This window comes from Sneathiella glossodoripedis JCM 23214, assembly GCF_000616095.1.
Classification (GTDB): Bacteria; Pseudomonadota; Alphaproteobacteria; order Sneathiellales; family Sneathiellaceae; genus Sneathiella; species Sneathiella glossodoripedis.
In genome coordinates, this window is sequence record NZ_BAMS01000003.1 from 162,008 (window position 1) to 176,647 (window position 14,640).

Genomic DNA, 14,640 nt, shown 5'->3' on the forward strand with positions numbered 1-14,640 from the left:
CTTTTTTGATGAAGTATGAGATCGGTTTATTCAACAACAAATGCTGGACCACTTTTAGCAAGGGCCGCTTCAATTCTGTCCTGAATTTTACCTGCAAGCTCAATATAGATTTTTGCATGCTCCCCATCAGGTGCTGTTGCAGTTATGGGAGTGCCAGCGTCAGAAGTTTCCCGGATGCTCATATGAAGGGGAACTTCGCCCAGAAAATCCGTGTTCAGCTCTTTAGCCGTTTCATGTGCACCGCCATGGCCAAATATGTCACTGCGATCACCGCAGGAGGGGCATAGAAAATAGCTCATATTCTCAATTATTCCAAATACTGGCACTTCCACTTTTCTAAACATGTTGAGGCCCTTGCGAGCATCAAGAAGAGCGATGTCTTGCGGTGTTGAGACAATTACGGCACCGGTGAGGGGAACCCGTTGCGCCATGGTCAGTTGTGCATCACCGGTTCCCGGCGGCATATCAACGATCAAGACATCAAGCTCACCCCAGTTGACGTCAAAAATCATCTGCTGCAACGCGCTCATCACCATTGGCCCGCGCCAGATCATGGGGGTATCTTCTTCGACAAGAAATCCCATGGACATGACTTTCAGGCCCCATTTTTCCATCGGTTCCAGCTTTTTGCCGTCTGTGGTTTTTGGCTTGCCAGAAAGCCCGAGCATACGGGGTAGGGAAGGCCCATAAATATCAGCATCCAGTATTCCGACATTCAAGCCTTGAGCTTTCAGTCCGAGCGCAAGGTTTACTGCGCAAGTAGATTTACCAACGCCGCCCTTTCCGGACGCAACAGCAACAATGGAAGCAACTCCCGGGACCTCTGGTTTTTGCGGTGGCTGTTTTTGCTGAGGCGTGTTTTGAGGAGCGGATTGCGGAGCGCTGTCCTGTTGCTTTTCCGCTGTCAGAACCGCGCTGACAGATTTCACTCCGTTCATGCCAAAGACAGCCTGTTCAGCTTCTTTTCGAAGGATTTCCATTTCCGCGGCTTCCGATGGATCAATTTCCAGGGCGAAAGCAACGTTGCCATCCTTGACTACCAAACCACTCACCATGCCAAGGGAGACAATGTCCTTGCCTCTTTTTTTGTCCACAATTCGGGACAAATGGGTGAGAATTGCTTGCTCTGTTATGTCGGCCATACTTGAAATCTCCGGAATCCTTACAAAATGGGTACCTAACGCAACGCTGCTACATTGCAGAATAGTCAGGGTGTCATATAACCCTTGTTACACAAGTTAGCAATTTTGCTGAATAAATAGAGGAGAGAATATCTCATGCCTTGGAGCAATCAAGGTGGTAATGGTGGTGGTTGGCAAGGCGGCGGCGGTGGAAACCGCGGGCCTTGGGGACAGGGACCCAGCGGCCAACAGCCCCCCAACCTGGAAGACATTATCAAAAAAGGTCAGGAAAAGCTTAAAGACACTCTCCCCGGCGGTGGCGGCGGAAAGTTGGGAATCTTTGTTATTCTGCTTGTAATTGTCGTCGGTTGGCTTGCCAGCGGATTTTATAAAGTGGAAGCGAACCAGCAGGGCGTCGTTCTGCGCTTTGGTGAGCAGGTCGCAACAACCCAGCCCGGTTTGAATTATCACTTACCATACCCGATCGAAACAGTCCTGACACCAAATGTAACCAAAGTCAACAGTATTGAAATCGGGTTCAGGCATAATTCACGTGGTGGCACATCGCCTGTTGAAGTTGAAAGCCTGATGCTGACTGGCGATGAAAATATTGTCGATATTGGCGTTACGGTTCTGTGGCGCATCAAGGATGCCAGCGACTTTTTATTTAATGTGGCGCAACAGGAAATGACCATTAAGGCGGCCGCAGAAAGCGCAATGCGTGAGGTTATCGGTCGGACCGAACTCACAAGCGCGATTACAGAAGGTCGCTTGAGAGTTGAGCAGCAAGTGCAGCAAAAACTTCAGGATATTGTGGATACATATGGTATGGGTGTTGAAGTCTCTGAAGTGAAACTAAACGATTCAGGCCCGCCTGAGGTAGTTGTGGACGCGTTCCGAGATGTGCAGGCCGCTGTGGCAGATAAAGAACGTGCTCAAAACGAAGCACTTGCCTATGCAAATGACATTGTTCCACGTGCACGTGGTGAGGCGGAAAAAATTCGTCAGGAAGCCGAAGGTTACAAACAGCAGGTTATTTCTGAAGCTGAAGGTGAAGCTGCAAGATTCCTTGCCATTTATAATGAATATCGCAAGGCACCGGAAGTTACACGCCAGCGTATCTATCTGGAGACACTGCAGGAAGTGCTGAAAGGTAAAAACAAGGTGATTATCGACAGTGAAGGTTCAGGCCAGGGTGTTGTTCCCTACCTTCCGCTTGGCGAGCTGACCAAGGGAGGTGCTAAGTAATGGGTAAAGTACTTGGAATTGTCCTAGCAGTTATCGTCTTTATCGGCGGTATTGTTGCAAGCAGCGCGCTATTCACTGTGAACGAAACACAGCAGGCTATGGTTATGCAGTTTGGTGAGGTGAAAAACGTCCTCACAGAGCCAGGTCTTAAGGTAAAAGTTCCGTTTGTTCAGGACGTTGTGTTTGTTGAACGCCGGGTTTTGTCCGTCAGCACAAGCAGAAGTGAAGTGGTAACTCGGGATCAGAAGCGTCTGATGGTTGATAGCTTCGCCCGGTTTAAAATTATCGATCCGCTTCTGTACTATCAGTCTTTTGGAAATCTAGAAGTTGCCTTTTCACGGGTGGAAACACTGGTGAGTTCGCAGGTGAAACAGAATCTGGGCCGTGAAATTCTCACGAATATTGTGTCCGGTGAGCGTAACCGTTTGATGGACCAGATCAAAAACCGCGTGAATGCGGAGACAGAGCGACGTGGTGTTCAGGTTGTAGATGTCCGGATTGTACGTACTGATCTTCCTAAAGCAAATCGGCAGAAGGTTTTTGACCGTATGCGCACCCAGCGTGAGCAGGAAGCGCGTGAAATTCGAGCAGAAGGTGCCGAGATCGCCCAACGGATTAAGGCGAACGCGGATCGTGAGAAAACTGTTTTGCTTGCTGAAGCGAAAAAGGATTCCGAAATTCTGCGTGGTCAGGGTGATGCTGAAAAGAACCGTATTTTCGCCGAAGCTTTCGGGCGGGACGCGGACTTCTTCTCTTTCTACCGGTCCATGCAGGCGTATCGCGAAGCAATTTCGGATAATGATACGACCATGGTTTTGTCGCCAAATTCTGACTTCTTCAAGTATTTTGGTACAAAATCCAACAGACCAGCTCAGTAGAGTTACGGTATCTGGCAGCCTGCAGGGGGAGACCTCTGCAGGCTTTTTTATTTTCTGACGGAGATCATTTTGCTTGAAAATCTATTTTTGGCAGGGGCGCTTGTTCTGTTTTTTGAGGGAGCATTATATGCCTTATTTCCCAATGGCATGAAGCGGATGATGATATCGGTTCTGCAAATGCCGAGTATGAATTTACGAATAATGGGGCTGGTTTGTGCGGTGATCGGTGTTTTCTGTGTCTGGCTCTTAAAATCTGGTGGGTGACGGTCTGAGCTGATTTTTTAGTCGAATTTGATGAAAAATCACAAATTACACAATGTTGCCATAATTGACTTCCAGTTATGGAAAGCCAGATACTAGATCATCCTGTCACTTTGGCATTGGGTTAAGTTTTCTGGAAATCAGCCTTGGCTATTCAATTCAGAACAAGAGCAGATTTTCCTGAATGAGATTTAGAAAGGACGACCAAGTTGTACACACCCTATCGTACCTCCGAGGACCAGAGGCAAGTCTCTCCTTCACGCAAGATTGCCCGTGCAAAGTCTGCTACAGGTCCGAACCAGTATATTGTTATGGGGATCATCTCATTTTTCGCGCTGGTTCTGATGACTTTAAATGCCTATGCAAGGTCGGCTCCTGACAGCTTTGCTGATCTGGCAGAACGGCTGTCACCAGCTGTTGTCAATATTTCAACGACACAGACAGTGAAGAACGACAGAGGAGCCTTTCCACAATTGCCGCCAGGGCATCCTTTTGAAGACTTTTTCAAGGATTTTGGAAGAAAGGGTAAAGAAGGGGAGCGTGAACGCAAGGCAACGTCGCTTGGATCTGGGTTTGTTATTGATGCTGGTGATGGTTATGTCATTACGAACAATCATGTGATTGACGGCGCTGACGAAATTTTTGTGATTTTTCAGGATGGCGAAAAACTTGCCGCCGAACTTGTCGGTACTGATCCCAAAACTGACATAGCTGTGCTGCAGATTGATCCAAGCGAAAAAAAACTGATCGAGGTTCCTTGGGGAAATAGTGACAAGTCCCGTGTAGGTGACTGGGTTATTGCTATTGGTAACCCATTTGGGCTCGGCGGCACAGTAACCGCGGGTATTATATCCGCTCGTGGCCGTGATATTCGTTCCGGTCCATATGATGATTACATTCAGACAGATGCTTCCATCAATAAGGGAAATTCCGGTGGTCCCCTTTTTAATATGAAAGGTGAGGTCATTGGGATCAATACAGCCATATTCTCTCAATCTGGTGGGAGTATCGGTATTGGCTTTTCCATCCCATCGCAGCTCGCCCGTAAGGTTGTTGATCAATTGATTGAATTTGGTCAGACAAAGCGCGGATGGCTCGGTGTTGTAATTCAGAATGTGACCGAGGAACTGGCCGATGGCTTGGGGCTGGGTGATACAGATGGCGTCCTTGTTGCAGGTGTTCCAGAGGATGGACCTGCCTACAAAGCGGGAATTAAAGCTGGTGACGTGATTTTAACATTTGGTGATAAACGAGTTCGTGAGACCCGAGAGCTGTCACGGGTTGTTGCAGAGACCGCTGTGGGATCCAAAGTAAAAGTTGAGCTTTGGAGAAATGGTGAAAAAATTACCAAAACGGTAAAGCTGGGTGAGTTGGAAAAAGCTGAAACCAAAATGGCAAACGGCAGCAAGGCTGACAGTCCTGATGCGACGGTGTCCGTTATGGGAATGAAGCTTGCCACTGTCACAGACAGTTTGCGTGAACAGTTTAAACTGGGTGACGATGCAAAAGGTGTTCTGGTCATTGACGTTGAGGAAGGAAGTGAAGCTGCGGAAAAAGATATTCGTCCAGGCGATCAAATTCTGGAAGTGCAGCTTAAACCGGTTTCAACAGTTGCTGATGTGAAAGCCAGTTTGAATGAAATCAAAGAAAGCGATCGCAAGTCAGTGCTCATGCTGACGCGAAGGGGACTTAACTCCCGCTTTGTTGCCCTGAGCACTCAAGAGTAGCGTTACAGGTAAAAGTGAACCAGATGAAGCCCCGGCAGATTGCCGGGGTTTTTTTTATCCTTCGAAGAATTCGCTTTTTTTATAGCCCTGATAGTAAAGCAATGTGGTGAGGTCACCGAAACGGATTGACGCATCGGCGGCTGCCTGCGCCGCTGGTTTGGCATGATAGGCAACCCCAAGGCCTGCGGCTTCGATCATGGGGATATCATTTGCGCCGTCACCGATGGCCGCAGATTGCGCCGCCTCAAGTTTGAGCTCTTCTTGCAACCGGTTAAGGTTATCAAGTTTGGCTTGAGAGTTTAAAATTGGTTCAACCGCCGTTCCGGTTAGCTGCCCGTTTTCAAATAACAGTTCATTGGCGTCATCCATGTCGAAGCCGACAATATCCCGAACTCTGTTTGTGAAATAGGTAAATCCGCCGGAAACGAGGGCGCAATAGGCACCGTTCTTTTTCATGGTTTGGATAAGGGTACGCGCACCGGGCATGATTTTCACCCTTTCATCAAAGGTTTGGGCGAGTACCTCTTCTTTGAGTCCTTTAAGCATCGCAACGCGGGATTTAAAGGCGTCGTTAAAGTCCAGCTCGCCGCGCATGGCTCGTTCTGTGATAGTGGAGACTTCGGCCTTCAGTCCTGCGAAATCTGCCAGTTCATCAATGCATTCTACAGTTATGATTGTGCTATCCATATCAGCAAGTAACAGTTTTTTGCGTCTGTGAGATGTTTTTTGCAGACAGTAATCACTGCTCGAGAGGACTTCCTCTAGCGGGGCAATATCTGGTGTTTCGCTTAATAGCAGATCTACAGCAATGTCATCGCAAAGCCAGTTTTGCTCCGTGAGCTGTATGTTCTGCGCCGCCAGTCTGGATTTAACCGCAGACAATGTGCTAGAAAATGAGGCAATATCGGCCGGGTTGGCCACCAGAGTTAATGTGTTTTCCATCAAATAGACCAGTATTCTTTATGTCTGAACAGGTTTCACCAAGCCCCTCGCAACAGGGTTGCATTCTTTTAGCAGGCCCGACCGCCAGCGGCAAATCCGCATTGGCAATTGCAATTGCCAATGAGTTCGATGGTGTAATCATTAATGCGGATAGCATGCAGATTTATTCCGGTCTGTCCGTTATTACGGCGCGTCCGGACCCCCAGGAGGAAGCCGCTGCACCGCATTCGCTTTATGGGGTCTTGTCCCCTGACGATTATTGCTCTGCTGCGAGGTGGCGGGATATGGCGCTGGCTAAAATAAGTGCCTGTCATGCAGCTGGAAAGCTCCCCATTCTTTGTGGGGGTACGGGTCTTTATTTCGAAATACTGACAAAAGGGATTGCGCAAATTCCCAGTATCAGTGACGAGGTCAGGGAGAATTTGCGGGAGTTGCAACGGCGTGAGGGTAATCAGGTCATTTATGATCGGTTACTGCAAAAAGATCCGCAATCTGCATCACGATTGAATGTGGGAGATTCGCAGCGGTTACTTCGGGCTTTGGAAGTCGTGGAAGAAACCGGAATTCCCTTGAGCGAATGGCATAAAAAAGAAGCTGACGGGCCCATTCTCGAGTGTCCCAGATTATGGCTGGCTCTTCTTCCTGATCGCCAATGGCTTTATGATCGGTGTGAAAAGCGCCTTGACTGGATGATTGATGAGGGGGGCGCCGTAGAAGAGGTTGCTGCCTTGCTGCAGCGTGATCTGGATCCGACTTTACCGGCCATGAAAGCTTTGGGGGTGCCAGAAATCAGTGCGTATTTGGCAGAAGAGCTGACATTGGAGGAGGCAAAAGAGCGGATCAAGCTGCTGACACGTCGGTATGCAAAGCGTCAAATGACATGGGTGAGAAATAAGATGACAGAAGCAAATGTGTCATCTGCGCAAGATTTGGAAAGTTTAAAGGCAGAATTCTTTCCATTTATTCGCCATTTTTTGTTGACCCTGACGAAATGAAAGTCTAGTTTCCCCTTGTTGACGGTAGGAAAGACCAGTTTTTTCTGCCAGATCGACCGAAGCATCGCTCGGATCAATCATCCGGGCGCTTTTTCGTTTAAACAATTTTTTTATGCCACTACCAGACAAAGAGATTAGGGATATCCCATGGCAAGCAAAGAAATGACAGGTGCAGAAATCGTAATCAAGTCGCTGATTGATCAGGGCGTGGAGGTGATTTTCGGATATCCTGGTGGCGCTGTGCTCCCCATCTATGATGAATTGTTCAAGCAAAACAACATTCGTCACATTCTCGTCCGTCAGGAAGGTGGCGCTGTTCACGCTGCTGAAGGATATGCGCGTTCTACAGGCAAACCGGGCGTTGTTCTGGTGACATCTGGCCCTGGCGCTACAAATGCAGTGACTGGTTTGGCTGACGCATTGCTGGACAGTATTCCTATTATTTGCCTGACAGGGCAGGTTGCTACACATCTCATTGGAAATGACGCGTTTCAGGAAGCGGATACCGTTGGGATCACGCGACCTGTCACGAAGCACAATTATCTGGTCAAAGATGCGGCCGATCTTGCGCGCACAATGCACGAGGCGTTTCACGTTGCGACAACAGGTCGCCCTGGCCCTGTTGTCATTGATCTTCCAAAAGATGTTCAGTTCCAACCTGCAACCTATACTCCGCCAACATTGGTTCAGCATAAAAGCTACAAGCCACAGGTTAAGGGTGACCTGAAAGCGATTAAAAAAGCTGTGAAGCTGCTGGCAAGTGCCAAAAGGCCGATTTTTTACACCGGCGGCGGCGTTATTAACTCTGGTCCGAAGGCGTCCAAGGTTCTCACACAACTCGCGCGTATGACTGGATATCCGGTTACAAGCACATTGATGGGGCTTGGTGCATTCCCCGCTTCTGACAAGCAGTTTCTGGGCATGCTCGGGATGCATGGGACTTATGAGGCCAACAACGCCATGCATGATTGTGATGTCATGGTGTGCGTCGGGGCGCGTTTTGATGACCGTATTACTGGGCGTTTGGACGCATTCTCGCCAAACTCCAAAAAAATTCACATTGATATTGACCCATCTTCGATCAACAAAAACATTAAAGTTGATATTCCGATTGTCGGGGATGTTGGTCATGTCCTTGAAGACATGGTCAAAGTCTGGAAATCCGAAGTTTGCAAGCCAGATGCGAAAGCTCTCACCAAATGGTGGAAAGAGATTGATGGCTGGCGGGCTCGTAAATGTCTGGATTTCGTGCAGGATGGCCCTGTGATCAAGCCACAATATGCTCTGTCACGCCTGAATGAACTGACAAAGGGCATGGATCGGTATTTCACAACGGAAGTCGGGCAGCACCAGATGTGGGCAGCCCAGTATCTTGAATTCGATGAGCCAAATCGTTGGATGACATCTGGTGGATTGGGCACTATGGGATACGGCCTGCCAGCTGCCATGGGCGTTCAGATTGCACATCCTGATGCACTCGTGGTTGATGTCGCGGGTGAGGCATCGACGATGATGAATATCCAGGAAATGTCGACGATTTTGCAATATCGTCTGCCGGTCAAAATTTTCATTCTCAATAATGAATATATGGGAATGGTGCGTCAGTGGCAGGAATTGCTGCATGGCGGGCGGTATTCGGAAAGCTATATGGAAAGTCTGCCAGACTTTGTGAAGCTTGCTGAAGCCTTTGGCTCGAAGGGTCTGCGGTGTCATGAAGCGGATAAAGTGGATGACTGCATTCGAGAAATGATAGAAACTGATGGGCCTGTACTGGTTGATATGCTGGTCGACAAGCAGGAAAATGTGTTCCCCATGGTTCCCTCGGGCGCTGCTCATAACGAGATGCTGCTTGCAGATGACAAGGAAGGGGAAGGGCCGGAAGTCTCTTCTCAGGGAATGACGCTGGTTTAAGGTGAAATTCCTTTTCAGCAGTTGAATGGATAAATTGTGGATGGACGCTCAAGCGGCCGAAGAAAGAAAACTTGGACAACATGCAAAATATTGATTTTCACAGACACACCATTGCGGTTCTTGTTGACAATGAATTTGGTGTTCTGGCCCGTGTGGTGGGGCTGTTTTCGGGCCGTGGCTACAATATTGAAAGCCTGACCGTCGCCAAGGTTGATGACGACGAAAATCTGTCGCGCATCACTATTGTTACATCCGGAACTGAAATGGTGATTGCCCAGATCAAGGCGCAGCTTGAAAGGCTGGTTCCGGTTCACAAAATTGCTGATCTGACAATTGATGGACCCAGCGTTGAGCGCGAAATGGCGCTCGTCAAGGTCGAGTGCAAAGGTGAAAAACGGTTGAAGCGCTGCGGATGGCGGATATTTTCCGTGCCCGTGCCGTTGATACCACTGAAAAATCGTTCGTGTTCGAAGTCACCGGAGTTCGTGACAAGGTGAAAGCCTTTGTCGAATTGATGGGGCCACTTGGAAAAACCGAAGTGTGCCGCACAGGTATTGTGGCGGTTAAACGGGGTGATGAGACAATCTGATTGTCCCGGCCAACTAATTTTAAACAACTCAAGAATTGATATTCAGAAGGAAATAGTAAGATGCGCGTTTATTATGACAGCGATGCCGATGTAAACCTGATCAAAGGCAAAAAAGTCGTCATTGTTGGTTATGGTAGCCAGGGCCACGCCCATGCAAACAACCTAAAAGATTCCGGTGTTGCTGAGGTGGCTGTTGCCCTTCGTGCAGATAGCTCATCCGTCAAGAAAGCAGAAAATGCCGGCCTTAAAGTCATGACACCTGCAGATGCTGCGGCATGGGGCGACGTGGTCATGATGCTCACACCAGATGAGCTGCAGGCAGACATTTACGAAAATGATCTTGCGCCAAATATGAAAGACGGTGCAGCGCTGGTGTTCGCTCATGGTTTGAATGTGCATTTTAACCTTATTGAGCCTCGCAAAGATATGGACGTCTTCATGGTGGCACCAAAAGGTCCTGGCCATACGGTTCGCTCTGAATACCAGAAAGGCGGAGGGGTTCCTTGCCTTGTTGCAGTGTATCAGGATGCTTCCGGTAATGCGCTGGATATTGCCTTGTCTTATGCGTCAGCAATTGGTGGTGGCCGTGCAGGCATTATTGAAACGACTTTCAAAGAAGAATGTGAAACCGATCTGTTTGGTGAGCAGGCTGTCTTGTGCGGTGGTCTGGTTGAGTTGATCCGCGCCGGTTTTGAAACTTTGGTCGAAGCTGGATACGCGCCTGAAATGGCTTATTTTGAATGCCTGCATGAAGTCAAACTGATCGTTGATCTGATGTATGAAGGCGGCATTGCCAACATGAACTACTCCATTTCCAACACTGCGGAATATGGTGAGTATGTCACTGGTCCACGGATCATTACACCAGAGACTAAAGCTGAAATGAAGCGTGTTCTGGATGACATTCAGACAGGTAAATTTACGCGCGACTTTATGCTGGAAAACAAGGTTCGCCAGCCGTTCCTTAAAGCAACACGCGCGCTGAACGATGCCCATCAGATTGAAGAAGTTGGTGCGAAGCTGCGTGGCATGATGTCCTGGATCGGTGAAAACGCAATGGTTGATAAATCCAAAAACTGATTTGGGTTTTTGAAACTGCAAAGCCGGCCTCGAAAGAGTGCCGGCTTTTTTGTTTTTACAGCTTTTGTCTATTTCGTTATATTTGATAATTCATATAAAACTCAGAGGTATAAAAAAAATGATAAACGCCTTTCAGGAGTTGATGGCAGTTCGCGGTGCGGACGTAGCGCCGGATGTTCAGATTACGGGGTCGGACTCTGTCTACCACACCAAATTTAAAGTTACTGAAACTGCAGCAGCCATATTGGCCGCAAATGCTGCGGCTATTAATGATATTTGGGAGTTGAAAACGGGGCGCAGGCAAACAGCCAGTGTTGATATGCGTCACGCTGCCGCTGTACTTAACAGCAGCAATTATCTGGAATTCCGTCAGGAAAACGGGGAATATGTGGCGAAGCAGGATTCCGAGCTTTCCAAACAGGCATATGATATCATCGCCCCCTATTACACACGCGATGATCGGTTGTTTATGCCACATTTCGGCATGCCCCATCTGAAAGAAAAGGTCTTGAAGATACTGGGCTGTGATTTCGATGCTCAGTCAGTTGGTAAAGCTGTTGCCAAATGGGATGCGGAAGAGCTGGATCAGGTTATTGCTGATGCCAACTGTTGCGGGGGGATTGTCAGAACGCAGGATGAGTGGCTGGCTCACCCTCATGGGCAGGCTTTGTCAGCGAAAGCGGTGGTTGAGATTGAAAAAATTGGCGACAGTGAGCCAGAACCGTTTCCATCAGGGGGATTACCACTTCAGGGTATTCGCGTTCTGGACCTGACCCGAATTCTGGCCGGTCCGGTTGCAGCACGAACCCTTGGAGAATACGGGGCTGATGTGTTGATGGTGGCGGCAAAGCATGTTCCGCAAATCAAGAAATTCTTTATTGATCTATCCCATGGCAAGCGCAGTTGTTATCTGGATATGCGTGATCAGGAGGAGGCGGAGCATTTAAAGCAGTTGGTTCGTCAAGCGGATGTATTTTCACAAGGATACAGGCCAAATGCGTTGACACGTAAAGGCTTCGGGCCGGAGCAACTGGCGGAAATTCGCCCGGGCCTTATATACACCACCATTAATTGCTACGGAAGTGATGGGCCGTTTAGCGATCGAGGCGGTTGGGAGCAGATTGCCCAGACCGTTACCGGTGTGAGCCATGAGAATGGTGAATTTCCAACTTTGCTGCCTGTCTTTTTCTCAGACTACGGAACAGGATATCTGGGCGCTTACGGGACCCTTCTGGCGTTAGCACGGCGTGCCGTTGAAGGGGGTAGTTATCATGTGAAAGTTTCCCTTTGCCAAACTGCCATGTTTTTGCAGCGGCAGGGGCGACTGGAAAATCCGAACGTTGGAATTCCATTGAGCGCAGAGGAAGTGCAGGCCTTGCAGCAAACCAGTCAAACGAGTTACGGGGATATTCGCCATCTTGGACCAGTTGTTCGTTATAGTGAAGTTCAGCCACGATATGCGGGGCCGACCCCGGCACTTGGCGCGCATAAAGCAGAATGGCTGGGGTAAGCGGTGCAGTTCTGGCGCGCTCCGATATTTTTGGACATAATCATGCCGAAATTCTCACCTAATAGCCTTTAGGTTGACTGCCTTTACGGCTTTTGCGCAATCAGCGCGGAAATTTGGACGTTTGCCCATTATTCTGTTGATAGAAGAAGCGCAAAAGGCGTAAATGTGTCAGTCATGCTTGAAAAATATTAACCATTATCTGTCATACACGTTGAACTGTTGATAAATACTGGTATTTTCAGGTATTTCGTAGTCTGAAATGCTGTGTTGGCACAACAGAAACGCGGTTTTAAATCTGCTATTACAGGTTGGCAGGTTAAACTGAATGGGAATTTGATTGAAGGGCGGGGGGTTCTTGCTCTTTTAGACTTTTGAGTGAGGCGATTTAATGTTTTCCAAAATGCTCGGCATGATGTCAGCGGATATGGCAATTGACCTTGGAACAGCCAATACACTTGTGTATGTGAAAGGGCGCGGAATTGTTCTAAACGAGCCGTCAGTTGTTGCCATTATTCACCGGCAGGGCAAGAAACAGGTTCTGGCCGTTGGTGATGAAGCAAAAATGATGCTGGGTAGAACACCAGGCAATATCGAAGCCATTCGCCCGTTGCGTGATGGCGTGATCGCAGATTTTGAAATTGCCGAGGAAATGATCAAGCACTTCATTCAAAAGGTGCATAACCGACGTTCCTTTGCGCGTCCGCAAGTTATTATTTGTGTTCCTTCCGGATCCACTGCGGTGGAACGTAAAGCCATTCGCGAATCCGCCGAGAATGCGGGGGCCCGTGAAGTCTTCCTGATTGAAGAGCCGATGGCGGCAGCTATTGGCGCCGGATTGCCGGTAACAGAGCCAACCGGTTCAATGGTTGTGGATATTGGCGGTGGTACGACTGAAGTCGCGGTCCTGTCGCTTGGCGGAATTGTATATGCCAAAAGCGTTCGGGTTGGTGGTGATAAGATGGATGAAGCAATTATCGCTTACATTCGTCGTAACCATAATCTTTTGATCGGTGAGAGTTCAGCAGAGCGGATCAAGAAAACAATCGGTTCGGCCTGCCAGCCAGAAGATGGCAATGGCGAGACAATGGAAGTGAAGGGCCGTGATTTGATGAACGGCGTGCCAAAAGAGTTGATTATCAGTCAACGGCAAATTGCAGATAGTCTTGCGGAGCCTGTCGGCGCGATTGTCGAAGCGGTTAAGGTTGCACTTGAACATACAGCGCCTGAACTGGCAGCTGATATTGTTGACAAAGGCATTGTCCTGACCGGTGGCGGTGGATTGCTTGGCAATTTTGATCATGTTCTTCGCAATGCAACCGGATTGCCTGTTTCCATTGCCGATGAGCCGCTTTCATGTGTTGCTATCGGTACAGGCCGTGCCCTTGAAGAGATCAAAACACTACGTCACGTTTTGAGCGGCGAGGGCTGAGACAGATTGCTATCTGATTAGCTGTTTCGCGTTTAGGAGTACTAGAATTGGCATTAGGTCAAAATTCAGCCTGGAGACTAGCGATACCGTTGAAGGTTTTCTTTCAGCGGTTTGCCTTTCTGTCCTTGATCTGTCTGTCAATCGCTCTTCTGGTTCTTGGTAAAGCCGATCTTGTTGTGATGGAGCGGGTGCGGACTATCAGTACTGATGCGCTGTCGCCGGTTTTGAGCACATTATCACAGCCTATTAATGCGTTGAACAAGGGGATTGAACGGGTTCGGGAACTTGCAAGCCTTGTTGAGGAAAACGAACGGCTGCGACGGGAAAATGAACGGTTGCTCAAATGGCAGTCGGTCAGCCGGTCACTGGATCGGGAGAATGACTATTATCGTCGATTGTTAAACGCACTCAGTGATCCGCTGGTTCTTCCAATCACGGCTCGTGTCGTTGGCGATTCCGGGGGCCCATTTGTCCGTACGTTGCTATTGGGCGCGGGAACGCTTGATGGCGTTCGTGTTGGGCAGGCCGCGGTTGGTCCGCATGGTGTGATTGGTCGCGTGGTGGAAGTCGGGCATCAGTCCGCCCGCGTTTTGCTACTGACAGACCTGAACTCCCGCATTCCGGTTGCGCTTGAAAATTCTCGGCACAAAGGAATTTTGGTGGGGGATAACTCGTCCTCACCCAAGCTTGAATTTTTGCCAACCAATGCACAGGTATCCCCAGGTGACAAAGTCGTGACCTCAGGTGATGGGGGATTATTGCCGGCGGGTTGGCCAATTGGCATGGTTGCATCGGTTGCAGAGGGGCAGGTGCGTGTTCAGGCTTATGCAGACTGGACGCGATTGGAATATGTAAGCGTGCTGCGCTATGACTTGCCGGGACTGACGGATAAACATAATAATCCTGGCGATCTTGGCGAGAGTAAGCTTGGCAATTGATCGGATGGTAC

At 48.9% G+C, this 14,640-nt stretch carries 12 protein-coding genes and 1 pseudogene; 11 read left to right on the plus strand and 2 right to left on the minus strand.

The features are described 5' to 3' along the window. Positions 1 to 26 precede the first annotated feature (26 nt). The gene (gene apbC / locus JCM23214_RS13005; RefSeq protein WP_025899314.1) at positions 27 to 1,142 is read right to left on the minus strand and encodes an iron-sulfur cluster carrier protein ApbC; all 1,116 of its coding nucleotides are present in this window, start codon (positions 1,140 to 1,142) and stop codon (positions 27 to 29) included. Positions 1,143 to 1,277: 135 nt separating this feature from the next. Here apbC and hflK point away from each other — a divergent pair, with 135 nt between their 5' ends. From hflK to JCM23214_RS13025, 4 genes are all read left to right on the plus strand, one after another. Further along, entirely contained in the window at positions 1,278 to 2,369 is a 1,092-nt protein-coding gene (hflK, locus tag JCM23214_RS13010) for an FtsH protease activity modulator HflK (RefSeq protein ID WP_025899315.1), read from the plus strand. After that, positions 2,369 to 3,247, plus strand: coding sequence for a protease modulator HflC (hflC, locus tag JCM23214_RS13015; RefSeq protein ID WP_025899316.1), 879 nt, complete (start codon positions 2,369 to 2,371; stop codon positions 3,245 to 3,247). Before hflK ends, hflC begins: the two co-directional genes overlap by 1 nt. 69 nt (positions 3,248 to 3,316) lie before the next feature. After that, positions 3,317 to 3,511, plus strand: coding sequence for a DUF2065 domain-containing protein (locus JCM23214_RS13020; protein ID WP_025899317.1), 195 nt, complete (start codon positions 3,317 to 3,319; stop codon positions 3,509 to 3,511). A 308-nt stretch (positions 3,512 to 3,819) separates the two neighbouring features. Beyond that, the gene (locus JCM23214_RS13025) at positions 3,820 to 5,235 is read left to right on the plus strand and encodes a DegQ family serine endoprotease (protein ID WP_025899318.1); all 1,416 of its coding nucleotides are present in this window, start codon (positions 3,820 to 3,822) and stop codon (positions 5,233 to 5,235) included. 54 nt (positions 5,236 to 5,289) lie between these two features. Here the strand turns inward: JCM23214_RS13025 and serB are convergent, their stop codons facing one another. Beyond that, the gene (gene serB, locus JCM23214_RS13030; RefSeq protein ID WP_025899319.1) at positions 5,290 to 6,177 is read right to left on the minus strand and encodes a phosphoserine phosphatase SerB; all 888 of its coding nucleotides are present in this window, start codon (positions 6,175 to 6,177) and stop codon (positions 5,290 to 5,292) included. Positions 6,178 to 6,197: 20 nt separating this feature from the next. Between serB and miaA the strand changes: the two genes are divergently transcribed. The 7 genes and pseudogenes from miaA (at position 6,198) to mreC (ending at position 14,629) form a co-directional block, all read left to right on the plus strand. After that, positions 6,198 to 7,172, plus strand: coding sequence for a tRNA (adenosine(37)-N6)-dimethylallyltransferase MiaA (miaA, locus tag JCM23214_RS13035; protein ID WP_025899320.1), 975 nt, complete (start codon positions 6,198 to 6,200; stop codon positions 7,170 to 7,172). Between the two features lie 147 nt (positions 7,173 to 7,319). After that, a complete protein-coding gene (locus JCM23214_RS13040) occupies positions 7,320 to 9,083 on the plus strand; it encodes an acetolactate synthase 3 large subunit (protein WP_025899321.1) in 1,764 nt (587 codons plus the stop codon). Between the two features lie 80 nt (positions 9,084 to 9,163). Further along, positions 9,164 to 9,672: pseudogene (ilvN, locus tag JCM23214_RS20775) on the plus strand (acetolactate synthase small subunit). 60 nt (positions 9,673 to 9,732) lie between these two features. Then, complete coding sequence (ilvC, locus tag JCM23214_RS13050) at positions 9,733 to 10,752, plus strand: ketol-acid reductoisomerase (RefSeq protein WP_025899322.1); 1,020 nt, start codon at positions 9,733 to 9,735, stop codon at positions 10,750 to 10,752. Between the two features lie 118 nt (positions 10,753 to 10,870). Then, positions 10,871 to 12,262, plus strand: coding sequence for a CoA transferase (locus tag JCM23214_RS13055; RefSeq protein ID WP_025899323.1), 1,392 nt, complete (start codon positions 10,871 to 10,873; stop codon positions 12,260 to 12,262). A 388-nt stretch (positions 12,263 to 12,650) separates the two neighbouring features. Beyond that, a complete protein-coding gene (locus tag JCM23214_RS13060) occupies positions 12,651 to 13,691 on the plus strand; it encodes a rod shape-determining protein (RefSeq protein ID WP_025899324.1) in 1,041 nt (346 codons plus the stop codon). Positions 13,692 to 13,738: 47 nt separating this feature from the next. Further along, positions 13,739 to 14,629, plus strand: coding sequence for a rod shape-determining protein MreC (mreC, locus tag JCM23214_RS13065; RefSeq protein WP_199899595.1), 891 nt, complete (start codon positions 13,739 to 13,741; stop codon positions 14,627 to 14,629). Positions 14,630 to 14,640 lie beyond the last annotated feature (11 nt).